Annotated in this window: 12 protein-coding genes; 4 read left to right on the top strand and 8 right to left on the bottom strand. The window is 64.9% G+C overall.

Going from position 1 to position 14772, the window contains the following annotated elements:
• Positions 1–36 precede the first annotated feature (36 nt).
• The 3 genes from RVX_RS10245 to RVX_RS10235 all read right to left on the bottom strand — a co-directional run bounded on the left by RVX_RS10245 (position 37) and on the right by RVX_RS10235 (position 1559).
• Positions 37–561 carry a hypothetical protein gene (locus RVX_RS10245; protein WP_116305773.1) on the bottom strand — a complete coding sequence of 175 codons (525 nt, stop codon included), beginning with the start codon at positions 559–561 and terminating at the stop codon, positions 37–39.
• A 399-nt stretch (positions 562–960) separates the two neighbouring features.
• Positions 961–1104 (bottom strand): hypothetical protein, encoded by a 144-nt coding sequence (locus tag RVX_RS10240; protein ID WP_172596560.1) that lies wholly within the window; start codon positions 1102–1104, stop codon positions 961–963.
• A gap of 104 nt (positions 1105–1208) precedes the next feature.
• Positions 1209–1559, bottom strand: a complete 351-nt coding sequence (locus RVX_RS10235) for a YkgJ family cysteine cluster protein (RefSeq protein ID WP_116305772.1) — start codon at positions 1557–1559, stop codon at positions 1209–1211.
• Between the two features lie 304 nt (positions 1560–1863).
• On the opposite strand from RVX_RS10235, the gene RVX_RS10230 reads away from it, so the two are divergent.
• Both RVX_RS10230 and RVX_RS10225 read left to right on the top strand, forming a co-directional pair.
• Entirely contained in the window at positions 1864–2130 is a 267-nt protein-coding gene (locus RVX_RS10230; protein WP_116305771.1) for a hypothetical protein, read from the top strand.
• A gap of 323 nt (positions 2131–2453) precedes the next feature.
• Positions 2454–4115 (top strand): sensor domain-containing diguanylate cyclase, encoded by a 1662-nt coding sequence (locus RVX_RS10225; RefSeq protein WP_116305770.1) that lies wholly within the window; start codon positions 2454–2456, stop codon positions 4113–4115.
• A gap of 31 nt (positions 4116–4146) precedes the next feature.
• Here RVX_RS10225 and RVX_RS10220 read toward each other — a convergent pair whose 3' ends face one another.
• From RVX_RS10220 to RVX_RS10200, 5 genes are all read right to left on the bottom strand, one after another.
• Positions 4147–5550 (bottom strand): sigma-54 interaction domain-containing protein, encoded by a 1404-nt coding sequence (locus RVX_RS10220; RefSeq protein WP_116305769.1) that lies wholly within the window; start codon positions 5548–5550, stop codon positions 4147–4149.
• Positions 5551–5708: 158 nt separating this feature from the next.
• Positions 5709–6632, bottom strand: coding sequence for a (2S)-3-sulfopropanediol dehydratase activating enzyme (gene hpsH, locus RVX_RS10215; protein WP_116305768.1), 924 nt, complete (start codon positions 6630–6632; stop codon positions 5709–5711).
• 147 nt (positions 6633–6779) lie between these two features.
• Positions 6780–9275 (bottom strand): (2S)-3-sulfopropanediol dehydratase, encoded by a 2496-nt coding sequence (hpsG, locus tag RVX_RS10210; RefSeq protein ID WP_116305767.1) that lies wholly within the window; start codon positions 9273–9275, stop codon positions 6780–6782.
• A 124-nt stretch (positions 9276–9399) separates the two neighbouring features.
• Positions 9400–11280, bottom strand: a complete 1881-nt coding sequence (locus RVX_RS10205; protein WP_230404540.1) for a TRAP transporter large permease subunit — start codon at positions 11278–11280, stop codon at positions 9400–9402.
• 144 nt (positions 11281–11424) lie between these two features.
• On the bottom strand, positions 11425–12432 hold the full coding sequence (locus RVX_RS10200) for a TRAP transporter substrate-binding protein (protein WP_116305766.1): 1008 nt from the start codon (positions 12430–12432) through the stop codon (positions 11425–11427).
• 566 nt (positions 12433–12998) lie between these two features.
• Here RVX_RS10200 and RVX_RS10195 point away from each other — a divergent pair.
• Positions 12999–13841 (top strand): amidohydrolase family protein, encoded by an 843-nt coding sequence (locus tag RVX_RS10195; protein ID WP_116305765.1) that lies wholly within the window; start codon positions 12999–13001, stop codon positions 13839–13841.
• A gap of 66 nt (positions 13842–13907) precedes the next feature.
• Positions 13908–14645, top strand: a complete 738-nt coding sequence (locus RVX_RS10190; RefSeq protein WP_116305764.1) for a sulfite exporter TauE/SafE family protein — start codon at positions 13908–13910, stop codon at positions 14643–14645.
• Positions 14646–14772: the final 127 nt, after the last annotated feature.

Here is a 14772-nt window from a genome sequence, read left to right as displayed (position 1 = left end):
GGGCGTTGCGGGGGGGGCGGGCGGGTCTTCGCCGGATCAGTTTCCGGCGGTGTTTCCGCTGCGGCCCGATGCGGGGGAATAGATGATGGCGTTCATGGTGCTGCCGGGAATGGTCTCGAACCCGAAACCCAGGTACCACGCGGTCAGCGTCCGCTGGTCCAGGCAGCCGTTGCCGTGGGCCAGCGGCAGGGCGTTGGCCACGATGTGCAGTCCGTGCCGTTCGGCAATGGCCACGAGCAGCGCCACCGCCTGCGAGCCATGGCCCGCCCTGCGGGCGTCGGAGTGGATTTGCAGCAGCGACATGCGGTCCTGCCAGAAGCACACCAGCATGCGCACCGGCCCCAGTTGCCGGAAGCCGGACCGGCTGTTCGGCACGGGCGTGGTGTGGCGCAGGTAGCACTGGCGCGCGGCCAGCGTGGCGGGGGGCAGTTCCGGCGTGGGGGCGGCGGCAGGTGGGGAGCCTGGGCGTGGAGAGTGCGCGGGGCCGTCCACGGGGGGAGGAGGCACCGGACGGCGGACGGCCGCGTTGCGGGTCGTGATGGGCAGGGCGGGGCTGGTCATGTTGGATTCTCCTGAAGGGTTTGCGGCCGTGGATATGACGCAGCCGGTGTACGGACGACGCAAAAGTCCCCCCTTTCCGTTGCGGGGAAAGGGGGGCGTCCGTGGCCGGAGGGGCCGGATGTGGACAGGACTACCCCCCGTGCGCCTCGCGGGCGGCACGAAGGAAGAGGCCGCGCGCTGCGGCCGGGGAGCGGAAGGCGTCGGAATGCGCAAGGCCGCCATTGGGGGCGGCGTTGATGGCGGCAACGGATTGCGGTGGCCGAGTTGTGTTGCGCATGACTGCGGTCATTGAAGGAAGTCTCTTATTCTGTAAGGGCTTTCAGCGATCACACATGCCTTTTGAAAGAATGCATGGCCGCGAGTTGCTAGCCGACATGATTCCATGTCCTGAAAGCCAAGTCAAGGATGGTTGTCCATATTTCGCGCCTTCTCGTTGTGCTGGTCATCGATGGTTATGAATTTCGTGCGCATGGTGATGGATTGTTTTGTGGTGATGCCGTTGCACAGCGCATGAATGGCGCGTTGCGGCGTGAAATGCCGCAAGGTATATCCTGTGCAGTATGAACACGGTGCGCAGGCAGTGGCGGGTTCGGAGACGGAGGCGGGGCGTGCCGCCCGCGTCGGGTGCGCGCCGCCGGAAGGGGGCGTCAGGGCAGGGCTTGGCAGCCTATGCGCCGGGCCTGCTCGCAACCAGGGGGATAGTCGCGGCAAAGGATGGGCTTGGTGGAATGGATGGCGCAGGCGCTGAGCCCGTCAGGGGTGTGGCGCAGCCAAGGGCAGTGGCCGTCGTCGCCGCCCCCGCTGCCCCCGCCGTCGGCGCGGGGCGAAAGCCAGACGTCGTGGACCGTGCCCCCCTCTCCCCGTGTGGCGGGCGTTTCGCCCACCCGGCGCAGGATGTCTTCCCGTCCCTCGCGCCGCCAGCGGGCAACGTCTTCCGCCGCAACGACCAGAAGGTGCAGGGCGGCGCAGCATTTTCCGCAACGGACACAGGTCGGCATGGCGGCCTCCGTCGGACTGGGGTTCCGGGCGTGTCCCATCCTAGCGCGGATACCGGCCAAGCGCCATGAAAATGCGGGGTGCGCGGTCTGGGGGTGGGCGGGGCGGCGGCGCGGCGCGCGAGTTTCATTTTTCCACGAAAACACGGGCATGGCGTGTTGCCAGCGGGGGGCGCCGGGTGTACGGCAGGAGCAGCCACGGCCTCCCGCGCATCACGGAATGCATCGGGTATGCGCCGTGGCGCGCGGCGCACGGTTCGCGCCGCCTTCATCGCAACGCAACGCATTTTCCGGAGGTACGCCTTTCATGTCACATCTCTCGCAGACAGATCCCGACGGCCTTGAAATCCATGACGTTGACTTCATCCAGACCGACGGCATGACGGAAGGCACGGGGACTCTGGTCATCGAGATGACCATCGACGACGAGCGCGAGGTGACGCGCACTCACCGGAATGTGCCCGAGCATCTTTACGAGGCGTGGGAGCAGCACGACTTCGACCCCGAGATGTACGTGGCCGAGATAGAAGACGCCTTCCCCTTCGACGAGGAAGAGGACGACGAGGACGCATAGTCCACTGGGCTTCTTCCCGGTGTTCCTTCGCAGGGGCGGCCCGGCTGCGTTTCGGGCCGCACCGGGTTTCGAGGTGTTATGAGTTTTCGTGTATTCGGGCGATAGCGCGCCCCGGCGGTTTCCGGCCGCCGGGGCGCGCTTTTGTTTACGCCCTGAAGACCTCGCGGGTCTTCCTGTCTTTTCGGTCCGTCCCGCAAGAGATTGTAATGGTCCGGACCTGCCCATGCTGCGATACTGTGCCTGCATGGCAACCTTCACACGTCCGCCAGCGGCGGTGGGCACAGGATGACGGGGGAACATCAAGCATACGGCGCGGGGTAAGCATGCGGACGACGAACAATCAACTCTTTGCGCCAGCCCTGGGCGTGCGCGACTGGCTGCTGTTGCTGGCGCTGGTGACGGGATTGCCCCTGACCGTCTTTTCCGTCGTATCGGTGCTTGAGCACATCCGAGGGCAGATGGAGAAGGCCGACGGACAGCTGCGTCGGTACGTGCTGGCGGCCGCCGCGGATCTTGACGCCAAGCTGTCCTTCAAGTCGGCCATGCTTCAGGCTCTGGTCGCAACGCAGAACACGCTCCGCGTGAATGTGCACCTGCTGTACGACCAGGCCAAGGGCGTGGAGAGCGTGCTGCCGGATGTGCAGGCCCTGTCGCTTGTGAATCGCGAGGGTGAGCAGGTGTTCAACACGCTGGAGCCTTACGGCACGCCGCTGCCCCGCACCGGGGATATGGAGTCGGTACTGCGGACCATCCGTGACGACCGGCCCACGGTGTCCGGCCTGTTCACCGGAACCATCATCAACCAGCCGGTCACGGCGCTTGGGGTGCCGTTGCGGATTTCACGGTCGCCGCGCTACGTGCTGCGCATGATTACCCCGGTGGAGGAATATACCAGGCTGCTCGGTGCGCAGCACCTGCCCGAGGGGTGGGCCTCCACGCTTTTCGACGCCAGCGGCGTCGTCTTGGCTCGAACACGGAGTCCTGAATTATACGTGGGCCTTCCTGTGCCCTCCGTGCTGTTCGACGTCCGTGATTCCAACCGCGTGGTGGAGGCCGTGAACCAGGAAGGGGTGAAGGTGCGCTTCGCCGTGGCCCCCGTGAAAGACTGGGGTTGGCATGTGGTGGTGCACGTGCCCGTGACCACGCTGTACGCATCCATGCACGTCTACCTGCTGCGCCTGGTCGCCATCGGCGTGTTTTGCGTGATCTGCGGATTTGCCGGGGCGTGGCTGCTGTCCCGCCGCTTCGCCGCCGAGGTGGATCTGGCGGCGCGCTCGTGCCTGCTGCCAGAACCGGGTGGCCCGCAGGCGGGCCGCCCCACGTTGGTGCGCGAACTGCGCCAGGTGGGGGACGAACTGGCCGCTGCTCGCGAGCGCGAGGAGGTGGCCTTGCGCGACGGCCTGACCGGCCTTGCCGGGCGTGCGCTGTTCCTGCGTCACGCCCGTCGCCTGCTGGCGTCGTGCCGCCATGATCCGGAGGTGCGGCTGGCGGTGCTGTTCATCGATCTTGATGGGTTCAAGGAGGTCAATGACCGTTGCGGCCACGCCGAGGGCGACGAGGTGCTGCGCCGCACGGCGCGGGTGCTGGAGGACGTGGTGCGGGCCTCGGACGTGCTGGGCCGCATGGGCGGGGACGAATTCGTTCTGTGTCTGGCCCTGCGCGCCGAAACGGCGTGCGATGTGGTGCGCGGCGTTGCCGCGCGCGTGGTGTCCGGCGTTTCGCAGATCGGGTTTGGCGTGGGGTGCAGCGTGGGCATATCGCTGGGGCCTCCGGGCATGCCCCCGGCGCCGGAAGAGGAAGGGGCGGATGCGCCCGCCACGTCCCCCGCGTCCTCCGCGCCCTCCGCATTGGGCGGCGACGGAGAGGACGACGATGCCCCGGCCGATCTCCAGGCCCTGCTGGATCAGGCGGACAAGGCCATGTACGCGGCCAAGCAGGCGGGAAAGAACAGCTACCACCTGCTCGACATGTCGGTCTGCGAGTAGCGGAGGGCAGGGGGGAGGCTTGTGAGGGGCGCTACCCTTCGCTCCCGTTGCCGTCGCCGGGGCTCTGTTCGCGGAGTTTCCGGAAGATGGTGGTACGGCTGACCTTGAACAGGTGGGCCACCTTGTTCACCGAGCCGTGCCGGGCGATGGCCCGCTCCAGAATCTCGCGCTCGATCTCGTCCATGATCTCGCGCAGGGCGCGTGGCTCCTGCATGCCGGGCATGGTGTAGGCGTGGGCGGGGCGGCAGGCCTCGGCCATGTGCGGGGGCAGGTCGGCGCAGGTAATGGTGGGCCGATCGCCGGTGACCACCATGCCCTGCAGGAAGTTCTGCATCTCGCGCACGTTGCCGGGCCAGCGGTAGTTTTCCAGCGCTTCCAGCGCCGATTCGGCGATTTCCATGGAGCGCCGGTACTTGGCGGCGTAGCGCTCCAGAAAGTGGCGCGCCAGCGGCGCTATGTCCTCGCGCCGTTCGCGCAGCGGCGGAATCTGCAGCACCGCCACGCTGAGCCGGTAGAACAGGTCGCTGCGGAACTTGCCGGTGCGCACGTCGTCGTCCAGGTCGCGGTTGGTGGCGGCGATGATGCGCACGTCCACCTTGCGGGGCTGGCCCGCGCCCACGCGGGTCACCTCCTGGTCCTGCAACACGCGCAGCAGCTTGGTCTGCATGGACAGCGGCAATTCGCCTATTTCGTCCAGAAACACGGTGCCGCCGTCGGCCATTTCGAAATAGCCCGCCTTGCCCTTGGCGTTGGCCCCGGAAAACGCCCCCGGCACGTACCCGAACAGTTCCGACTCGATGAGATTGGGAGCGATGCTGCCGCAATCCACCTTCAGGAACATGCGTTCGCTGCGGGGACTGTGTTCGTGCGCCAGGCGGGCCAGCACATCCTTGCCCACCCCGGTTTCGCCCAGCAGCAGGAGCGTGGCGTCGGTGTCGGCCACCCGTTGCAGCCTGCCCACCAGCGAGAGCATGGCCGCGCTGCGGAAGATGGGCTGCGCGGGCGAGGCGCTGGTCTGGATCATGCTTTCCAGGCGCTCGTGGAATTCGTCGATGAGCTGTTTCTGTTGGGCGATCTGGTCGCGGAACTGGGTGATCATGGTGATGTCGCGGGCGAAGGTGACCACCAGGCACACCTCGCCCTCCTCGTCCAGCACGGGGTAGCCGCGCAGGATGATCTTCTTCTCGCCGCGCACGTTCTGCACCGAGGTGGACGGCCGCTTCGAGCGCACGATCTCGGGGTTGAGGATGCGGTCGAAGACCCCCTCGTCCACCAGCGCGTGGACATTGCGCCCGCGCAGGTCCTGCTGGCGCAGGCCGGTCAGCTGTTCGTACATCCGGTTGACCAGCAGGGTGGTGCCGTCACGGTCCGAGATGTAGATGCCGTCGCTGAAGATATCGATGATCTTCCTGAAATTTTTTAAGATTTTTTCCATTGGTGTGGTCTTGCGGCCCGGCCTCGGGCGGGTCTTGCGGTCTTCGCGGTGCTGGACCCCCGAAAGGTCGTGCCGCGAAGGGGCTAACCGTACGGCAGTAAGGGGCGGCGCGCAAGGCGGCCCCGCCGCTCCCCAGGGCGAGGCCGCTTCGCTTGGCCTTACCCTCGGCGGGCGGCCACCAGGCGCGACAGGGACGCCATGCGTTCATCGTCCAGTTTCACCTCGCCCATGGGGGTTTCGCGCCCCAGGAAATGGTACTTCTGGGTGCCCAGGCGGTGGTAGGGCAACAGGCTGTAGTCCACGTGGGGGTATGGCTCGAGGGCGTCGAGAATGGCCGAAATGGCCTCATCGTCATCGTTGAACCCCGGTATGACGGGGGTGCGCACCATCACGTGCAGCTTGGGGTGGTGCTCCATGACCCGGCGGAAATTTTCCAGGATCAGCGTGTTTGTCACGCCGGTTCCGGCCTCGTGCCGGGCCTGGTTCACGTGTTTTATGTCGAACAGCAGGGTCCGCGACAGGCGGCAGGCCTCGTCGAGGATTTCCCACTGCACGTGGCCGCAGGTTTCCACTGCCGCGCCAATGCGGCGCTTGCGCGCTTCACGCAGCAGGGCCAGGGCGAAGTCGCCCTGCATCAGCGGTTCGCCGCCGGAAAGGGTCATGCCGCCGCCGGAACGGGCGTAGAACAGGCTGTCCTGTTCCACGGTGCGCAGCACCTCGGCCACCGTGCGCCGTGCACCGTAGGTGATCAACGCATTGGAAGGACAGACGCAGGTGCAGTCGCGCGTGCATTCCGCGCACAGGGCTCGGTCTATGACGATGCGGTCGTCCTTGCCGCGCGATATGGCTCCGGAAAGGCACATTTCCACGCAGCGTACGCATTGCGAAAGCCCGAGACAGCGGCCGGTGTTGTACGCAAGCTGAATGCGCGTGGCCTGCGATTCCGGGTTTGAGCACCAGTCACACCGCAACGGACATCCTTTCAGGAAGACAACGGTACGGATGCCCGGCCCGTCGTGTACGGAATATTTCTGGATGTTGAAAACGGTGCCGCTGACGTTTGTGTCGTCCGTGGGGGTCATGCGAGAGTTCCGGTGCACCCGTGGTACGGGGTTTGCGTTTTGCGAAGTGGCATGCCGCATGAATCGGCGTGTCCTGTGGGGCGCCCCTCCGTGCCTCCGGGAAGGGGCGCCCCGGCGCGGCGAGCCCGGCTCGCCGCCACCTTCGGACTACATGGTGCCGTGTTCGGTACGGGCGATCAGGTCGTTCTGCAGGTCGGGCGACAGGTCCACGAAGTAGGCGCTGTACCCGGCGATGCGCACGATGAGATTGCGGTACTTCTCGGGATCGCGCTGGGCGGCGAGAAGGGTTTCGCGGTTGATGACGTTGAACTGCACGTGCCACAGCTTGAGGTCGCAGAAGGTGCGGATGAACGAGACCAGCTTCTGGGTGCCATCCTCTCCTTCCAGGCACTTGGGCGTGAACTTGATGTTCAGCATGCGCGCCGCGCGCGAACGGTAGCCGTAGTTCTTGGAACTGAAGTTGGACAGCAGCACCGCCGTGGGGCCGTTGACGTCGGCTCCGTGCGAGGCGGACGAGCCGTCGGACAGCGGGGACCACGCCTTGCGGCCGTTGGGGGTGGCGCTGACCACCTTGCCGAACGGCACGTGCGAGGTGAACGGCACGTAGCGCACGTCGTTGTGCATGCCGAGGTCTTTGGAGTAGCGGGCCCCGTATTCCACGGACAGGCGGTCGATGTCGCGGGCGATGGCGTCGGCGTAGTCGTCGTTGTTGCCGTAGCAGGGGGCATTCTTGAGGATCTGGCGCACGTCTTCCTTGCCTTCGAAGTTGCATTCCAGGGCCTCGATGACCTGGGCCATGGTCAGCGCGCCGTCTTCGAAGACGACCTTCTTCAGCGCCGCCAGCGAATCCACCACGGTGCCATAGCCGATGTACTCGAAGTAGCCGAGGTTGATGCCTTCCGGAATCTGCGGGGTGTGCAGATCCAGGCAGTGCTTCATGCACAGGTCGTGCAGGGTGGAGCCCATGGGCTGGGCGAAGTGGCGGGCGCGCAGGTTGTTGATGATGTGCTGCTGCATGAAGGCCGTCTTCAGGAACAGCCTGTGCTGGGCCACGTAGGCGTTCCACAGGTCGTCCCAGGTCTTGAATTCGCGCGGGTCGCCGGTGTGTTCGCCAAGGTCGGCTTCGCCGTACTTTTTCATGCGGCCGTTGTAGAGCACCATTTCCAGCGCGGCGGCGAAGTTGATGTAGGCCCCGCCCGAGGTGTAGGTGTCGCGGTTGGGCATGCGCGCCTCGGTGCAGCCCGACACGGCGTAGTCGTACGCTTCCTCGAAGGTGGCCCCCTTGGAGACATACAACGGCACGATTTCCTCATCGTTGATCAGCTTGGGAAAGCCCGAGCCGTCCTTGATGGTTTCCGCCACTTCCCACAGGTAGCGTTCCGGCGCGCGCGAGTGGATGCGCGCCGCAAGGTCGGGGTAGTGCAGCGGGAATTCGCGCTTGGATTTAAGGAACAGATACGTCAGGTCGTTGGTGGCGTCGTTGCCTTCGGGGGTCTGGCCGCCCACGGTCACCGCCTCCCAGTGGGCGTAGCCTTCGTTGAAGGCTCCGCCGGTGGGCGAGATGTACAGGTCGATGAACTGGGCCATGCCCACCCACATGCACTCGATGAGTTCAAGGGCGGAATCTTCGGTCAGGCGGCCTTCGGCCAGGTCCTTCTGGTAGAACGGGTAGAAGTACTGGTCCATGCGCCCGTTGGAGACGATGGTGCCGGTCTTCTGTTCGATACGCGAGAACATCTGGGTGAACCACTGAGACTGTACCGCCTCGCGGAAGGTGCGGGCGGGATGCTCGGGCACGCGTTCGCAGATGTCGGCCATGGTCAGCAGTTCGGCCTTGCGGGTGGCGTCGGCTTCAACGGCGGCCTTTTCACGGGCCAGGGCGGCATGGCGTTTGGCCCAGACCACCATGGCGTCGCACACGATGGTCACGGCCTCCAGGAAGGGGCGCTTCTCGCAGTTGTCGGCGGGGCTCAGCGGGTCAAGGGCGGCCATCTTTTCCAGGGCTTCCTGCTTCAGGCCGCCGAAGCCCTTCTTGAGTACCTTTTCGTAGTCGTGTACCCACTGGATGGAAGAACGGAACGACGAGGTTTCGTTGACGATGAAGCGCGAGTGCAACCCTTCGGGATCGTCGTAGGTCAGCTTGTGCACGTCGGCGGGCAGGGCCAGGTTGAGGCTTTCGTGGTAGGTCTTGCCCTTCCAGAACGGGGCGATCTCTTCCACCACCACCCGGGCGTCTTCCGGGGTTATGGTGAAGGGCGATTCGGTACGCTTGGGCAGGTCCTCGATGGCAAGCCCCAGGAAGTCGCCGTCCAGTTCGGGGTACAGGATGCCGTAGCGCCCCTGGGCGCCGGCGCGGCCCGCCAGCAACTGGTGGTCGTCGATGTACACGGTGATGTTTTCGGCGATGTGCTTCATGGCCTTGGCCCAGCGCAGAACCAGCGGTTGCCCTTCGGTGGCGCGCATGGACTCGGTGAAGTACTTGGCGCGTTCGACGTCGATGCGCGGGCGCAGGCCTTCGAACGATTCGAGAATGGTGAACACCCGGCCGTGGGCCGCGCGGAAGCGGTCTTCCTTGCCTTCCATCTTGTCGAACAAGCGCTGCTCGTGCGGGGTCATGACCTCGCAGCATTCGGGATTGCGCATGATGATTCTCCTTTGACTGGACTGTTGGTTCGCTGAGGTTCTCAATGGTCTGGTCGGCCCGGTGGCGGGCCGCCCCGAGGTCGCATCGGGGCGGTCCGTGCCGGGCATTCTCGTTTCCGGCCCGCTACCTGGTCAGGACCAGGGGCAGGTCGGGAACGTAGGTGATCAGAAGCAGGATGCCGATCATCACCAGCAGCAGCGGGAAGGCCACGCGCGCCAGCGGTTCCAGCTTGCACCGGGCGATGCCGCTGGCCACGAAGAGGTTCACCCCCACCGGCGGCGTGACGAAGCCGAGGGCTAGGTTGACCACCATCACGATGCCGAAGTGCAGCGGATCAACCCCCACCTTGACCACGATGGGCAGCAGGATGGGCGTAAGGATCACGATGGCCGCAAGGGCCTCCATGAAGGTGCCCACCCACAGCAGCAGCAGGTTGATCAGCAGCAGGATGAGGAACTTGTTTTCGGTCAGGCCCAGCATGGCCTCGGCAATGCGGGTGGGCACCTGCTCGATGGTCATGATGTTGCCGAAGATGGTGGCCATGGACATCAGGATGATGACGATGGCCGATGTGCTGCACGACTCCATGAAGCACTGCGTCAGGTTCGCGGGCTTGATCTCGCGGTACACGAACAGGCCAACGATCAACCCGTAGAGCGCCGCCACGGCGGCCGCCTCGGTGGGGGTCATGAGGCCGCCGTAGATGCCGCCAAGGATGATGACCGGCACCATCAAGGCCCACTTGGCCTCCCAGGCCGCGCGGGCGAAGGTGGACAGGTTGCGGGTGCGCGCCTCGCCGTGCCAGCCGCGCTTCTTGGAGTAGAAGTAGGCGTACGCCATGAGCGCGAAGCCGGTGAGCAGACCGGGCACGATGCCGCCCAGGAACAGCTTGCCGATGGAGACCTGTGCGGAGATGCCGTAGACCACGAAGGGGTTGCTGGGGGGGATCATGACCCCGATGGCCCCGGCGCAGGCCACCACGGCGGCGGAGAACAGCTTGTCGTAGCCGCGCTCCACCATGGCCGGGATGGTCAGCGAACCAATGGCAGCCACCGTGGCCGGGCCGGAACCGCTGATGGCCGCGAAGAACATGCAGGTGGCGATGGTGGCCAGGGCCATGCCGCCGGGCAGCGCGCCGACCATTTCATCGGCCAGGGCCAGCAGGCGGCGCGAAAGTCCGCCCGCGCCCATGAACACGCCTGCCGCGATGAAGAACGGGATGGCCATGATGGGAAAGCTGTCGATGGAGGTGAATGCCACCTGCGCCACGTAGTCGATGGGCAGGGTGCCCGCGCCGATGATGGTGGCCAGCGCCGACAGGCCGAGGCTGATGGCGATGGGCACGCCCACCACCAGGAACAGCAGGAAGTAGCCGAACAACAGGGCGAGTGCGCTGAAATCGGTGTCCAGCAGCACCGGCGCGGCCATGGCGCCGCAGAATGCGAGCGAGAGCAGGGTGTCCTTCAGCCCGATTTCCTGGGCCTGGGTGAACAGGTCCTGCAACAGACGCACGGCCATCAGGCCGAACCCCACGGGCAGGATCAGGTACGGGATGGCGTAGGGAATCTGGAGGGCCGGAGTGGTCTGCGGGAACTCCAGCATCATGGAGATGTGGTTGGTGCCCATGTACAGAACAACCGCCGTCAGCACCAGGAAGCAGACGTCCACCACCACCCAGCTCATCTTCTGCAGGCGGGGGGGCAGACGGTCGTACACGATGTCCACGCGGATGTTCGAGCGGTCGCGGATGGCCAGCGGAATGGCCAGGTACGAAATCCAGATGAAGATGAAGCGGGACAGTTCCTCGGTCCATACCGCCGCGCCGGAGCCCGAATACATGTGGGTGATGATGTAGCGGTAGGCGGTCTGAAACGAGATGATCAGGATGATCGCCAGCATTCCCGCGAACAGGAACGGCTTTTCGAAATTCTCATCCAGTTTCTTCAGAAAGCCTGCCCGGCTCGCGGGGGGGGCCTCCGAGATGGCCGCGGAAAGTTCGTTCATTGTCGTTGCCTCTTGTTGCTTGGCATGCCGCACCCGGCGGCCGGATGATGCCCGTCGCGGCGTCCGGCGCGGGCAAGGAGACTGGGCGTGTCTGCATGGGGCGGCGTGGGGAAGGCCTGCGACTTCCCCACGCCGCCGGTCGGCCTACTTCTGGGTGGCGGTCACGAGGTCGAGCAGATGCTTGGGGATGCGGTCGGCGAACTGGTCCCACACCGGGCGGGTCAGCTTGACGTATTCGGCGCGTTCCTCGGCGGTGAGGGTATGCACCTTGATGCCGCCGTCGATGAACTTCTGCTTGGCCTTTTCTTCCAGGTCGTTGGTGATGCCGCGCTGGTAGACCAGGGTTTCCTTGCCGGCGTCCACCAGCAGCTGCTGCACGTCGGCGGGCAGGCCGGCAAAGACCTTGGCGTTGATCATAAGGATGTGCATGCTGTAGTTGTGCGCGGAATCGTTGGCGAACTTCAGCACTTCATTGTGCTTGGCGTCGTAGAGCAGCGAGAAGGTGTTGCCTTCGCCGTCCACGGTGCCCTGTTGCAGGGCGGTGTACACTTCGCCCCAGGCGATGGGCGCGGGGTTCATGGTCAGGGCCTTGGCCACGGCCACTTCCACGGGGGAGTCGGTGGTGCGCACCTTCATGTTGGCAAGGCTGGCCACGTTGGTCACCGGGGCGGTGCGGCTGACGAAGTTGCGGTAGCCGTATTCGCTGAACATGATGGGCTTGAGGCCGATCTTTTCGCTTTCGGCGGACAGGTACTTGCCGAGGTCGCCGTTATCCAGCGCGTCGTACAGGTTCTTCTGGTGCTTGGGGCTGGTGATGTAGGGCAGGTCGAAGACCATGAACATGGGCGAGAAGTTGGCCATGTTCGGCGAAGAACTGGACGCCATTTCCAGGGTGCCGCGCTGCACCGCTTCCATGGTCACGCGGTCGCTACCCAGCATGCAGTTGCCGAAGAGCTGGATCTTCACCTTCCCCTCGGACTTCTTCTCCACGATTTCCTTGAACTTTTCATAGCCGAGCGTGACGTTGTTGCCCGGTGCCATGGGGTGGGCAAGGCGCAGGGTGATGGCCTTGGCTTGCGCGATGCCGCTGGTGGCCAGCAGGGTCACCGTGGCCAGCAGGACGACGAGAAAGGCCGTTACTCGGTTGCGCATGTGAATCCTCCGTTCGTGTGGTGTGTTGATCCGATTCCGGTGCTTCCGGATTGCGTGCGAATGCCCCATAAATGCAGCAGGCGTGCCAACGTGTGGGGAGTGAGTGGCATGCGCTTGTTCCGCGCGGTACAAGCGAAAAATGGCTGCGTCGCTTCGCCGCGGGAAGGGTGTTTGGCTGTCCAGTCAGGTTCATTGTTGCAACATGTATGAAATAAATACAGTGATAACGGAGTTTTGTGTGTGAGGTTCGCGATGTTGCGAACATGCAACACGGATACAGGATTGCAACGCTCGCACTGCGGAATGGGGAACGAGTATTATTTCACATAAGGCCGTGCAGACGCCTGAAAACGGAAATAAGGCCATGCTGTAGCGTGCGTCCGGATGAGGGCGAACGCATTTTCAGGAAGTGCGACTAGTTAAAACTTTGATTTTGCACGATATTACATGTGGCGGGTGAGGGGGGACAGCGAGTCTTGGCATGTGGCGTTTTGTCACGATCCTGCTGCGGGCGGCATGGCTCTTGCTCGCCATGGGGTGCCATTCCACGTCACAAGGAGAGACTCATGGCCATCATCGATTTTCGTTTTCGCCCCAACACCCCTGAAACAATTACTGGTATCGCCACCAGCGCCATGTTCAGGGCAGCCTGCGAGGCCATTGGCTTCGAACGCCGCAAACCCCAGCCGCTGGACGAGATCGTGGCGGGCCTGGACGCGCGCGGCGTGGACCTGTGCGTGATTACCGGACGCGACAGTGAAACCACCTATGGCTCGCCTTCCAACAACCCCAGCGTGCTGTCGTTCGTCCGGTCGTATCCCACACGTTTCATCGGGTTTTGGGGCGTGGACCCGCACAAGGGCATGGCAGCAGTGCGCGAGTTGCGTCATGCCGTGACCGAACTCGGCATGCGCGGCGCTTCCATCGATCCGTATCTGGCGCATGTCAGGCCCAACGAGGCCCGCTACTACCCCGTCTACGCCGCTTGCTGCGACCTGGGCATTCCCGTGGTCATCACCACTGCGCCTCCGCCGCAAGTGCCCGGGGCGGTGATGGACTACACCGACCCCCGTCATGTGGACATCGTGGCCCGCGACTTTCCGGACCTGACCATCGTCATGAGCCACGGCGGATATCCGTTCGTGAACGAGGCCATCTTCACCTGCCTGCGCAACGCCAATGTGTACATGGATTGCTCTGAATACGAGCTTGCGCCCATGGCCGATGCCTATGTACAGGCAATGTCCTCGTTCATCCCCGACAAGGTGGTCTTTGCCAGTGCGCATCCGTTCATCGAGCAGGCCGACGCCCTGGACGTGTACGCCCGGATGCCCCTGTCGGACGAAGTGCGCCACAAGATCATGTACGACAATGCGCTGCGCATTCTTGGCGGTGTCCTTCCCTTCTAACTTGTCCATCGGTGGCCGTCCGTCATGGCGCGGGCGGCTACCGGCCCCGCGGGGTTCCGGAACCTTATGAACGAAGGCCTTCTCATCGCCATGCTGGGCTGGTGGCTTGGCGGCTTCATCAACAACATCGTCGGGTTCGGCGCGGCGCTGGTGGCCCTGCCCGTGGTGGCCCTTGGCAATGACATGGCCGTGGCGGTGCCCAGCTCCGGGCTCATCGTGCTGGCCCTCAACGTGCAGATGGCCTGGAACTACCGCCGCCATCTCGGAGAAGGCATCGGCGTGGGGTCGCTGATTGCGGGCGGCCTGCCGGGGGCCCTGGCCGGGGTGCTGATGCTGCGCCACATACCCGATGCCGGGCTGCGCCTGGGCCTTGGGGTGTTGCTCATGGCATACGCCCTGTGGGGGCTGCTGTGCGCGAAGCCCGGCCGCCGCTCGCTCCACTGCGTGTGGGGGGGCGTGGCCGGGTTCTTTTCCACCAGCCTTGGCACGGCCTATGGCATCAACGGGCCGTCGCTGGCCATCTACCTTTCGTTCCGGGGCGGCACCCCGCAGGAAACCAAGGCCGCGCTGGGGGTGTTCTTCATCGTCAGCGGGACCATCATCGTGGCTGCGCAGACCCTGGCGGGCGTGCAGTCCACGGAAACGCTGCTGCAGTTCGCCGCGTCGCTGCCGTCGGTCATCCTGGGCGGATGGGCGGGCATTGCCTTGTCCAGGCGTTTACCCGACGGCAACCTGCACGGCGCGTTGTTCCTCATGCTGCTGGTCATGGGCGCCAACCTTGTCCGGCAGGGGCTGGGGGGCTGACCCCGCGCGGTCTGGCCGCGCCCCGCCGGTTCCGTCCAGCACACCCCGTCCGGCCGCCGCGCTCCATCAGGCCGGGCCGGTGCTACGCCATCCATCCTTCTTGCCGCATCGCGGCATCCCCCCTTCG

The organism is Nitratidesulfovibrio sp. HK-II (assembly GCF_003402415.2).
Classification (GTDB): domain Bacteria; phylum Desulfobacterota; class Desulfovibrionia; order Desulfovibrionales; family Desulfovibrionaceae; genus Cupidesulfovibrio.
The sequence above is the reverse complement of the archived record's forward strand: the minus strand, read 5'-3'. Positions and strand labels throughout refer to the sequence as shown.

Bases quoted from the DNA above. Each gene is read 5' to 3' on its own strand.
- RVX_RS10245 (WP_116305773.1), bottom strand. From the start codon at position 561: ATGACCAGCCCCGCCCTGCCCATCACGACCCGCAACGCGGCCGTCCGC.
- RVX_RS10235 (WP_116305772.1), bottom strand. From the start codon at position 1,559: ATGCCGACCTGTGTCCGTTGCGGAAAATGCTGCGCCGCCCTGCACCTT.
- RVX_RS10230 (WP_116305771.1), top strand. From the start codon at position 1,864: ATGTCACATCTCTCGCAGACAGATCCCGACGGCCTTGAAATCCATGAC.
- RVX_RS10225 (WP_116305770.1), top strand. From the start codon at position 2,454: ATGCGGACGACGAACAATCAACTCTTTGCGCCAGCCCTGGGCGTGCGC.
- RVX_RS10220 (WP_116305769.1), bottom strand. From the start codon at position 5,550: ATGGAAAAAATCTTAAAAAATTTCAGGAAGATCATCGATATCTTCAGC.
- hpsH (WP_116305768.1), bottom strand. From the start codon at position 6,632: ATGACCCCCACGGACGACACAAACGTCAGCGGCACCGTTTTCAACATC.
- hpsG (WP_116305767.1), bottom strand. From the start codon at position 9,275: ATGCGCAATCCCGAATGCTGCGAGGTCATGACCCCGCACGAGCAGCGC.
- RVX_RS10205 (WP_230404540.1), bottom strand. From the start codon at position 11,280: ATGAACGAACTTTCCGCGGCCATCTCGGAGGCCCCCCCCGCGAGCCGG.
- RVX_RS10200 (WP_116305766.1), bottom strand. From the start codon at position 12,432: ATGCGCAACCGAGTAACGGCCTTTCTCGTCGTCCTGCTGGCCACGGTG.
- RVX_RS10195 (WP_116305765.1), top strand. From the start codon at position 12,999: ATGGCCATCATCGATTTTCGTTTTCGCCCCAACACCCCTGAAACAATT.
- RVX_RS10190 (WP_116305764.1), top strand. From the start codon at position 13,908: ATGAACGAAGGCCTTCTCATCGCCATGCTGGGCTGGTGGCTTGGCGGC.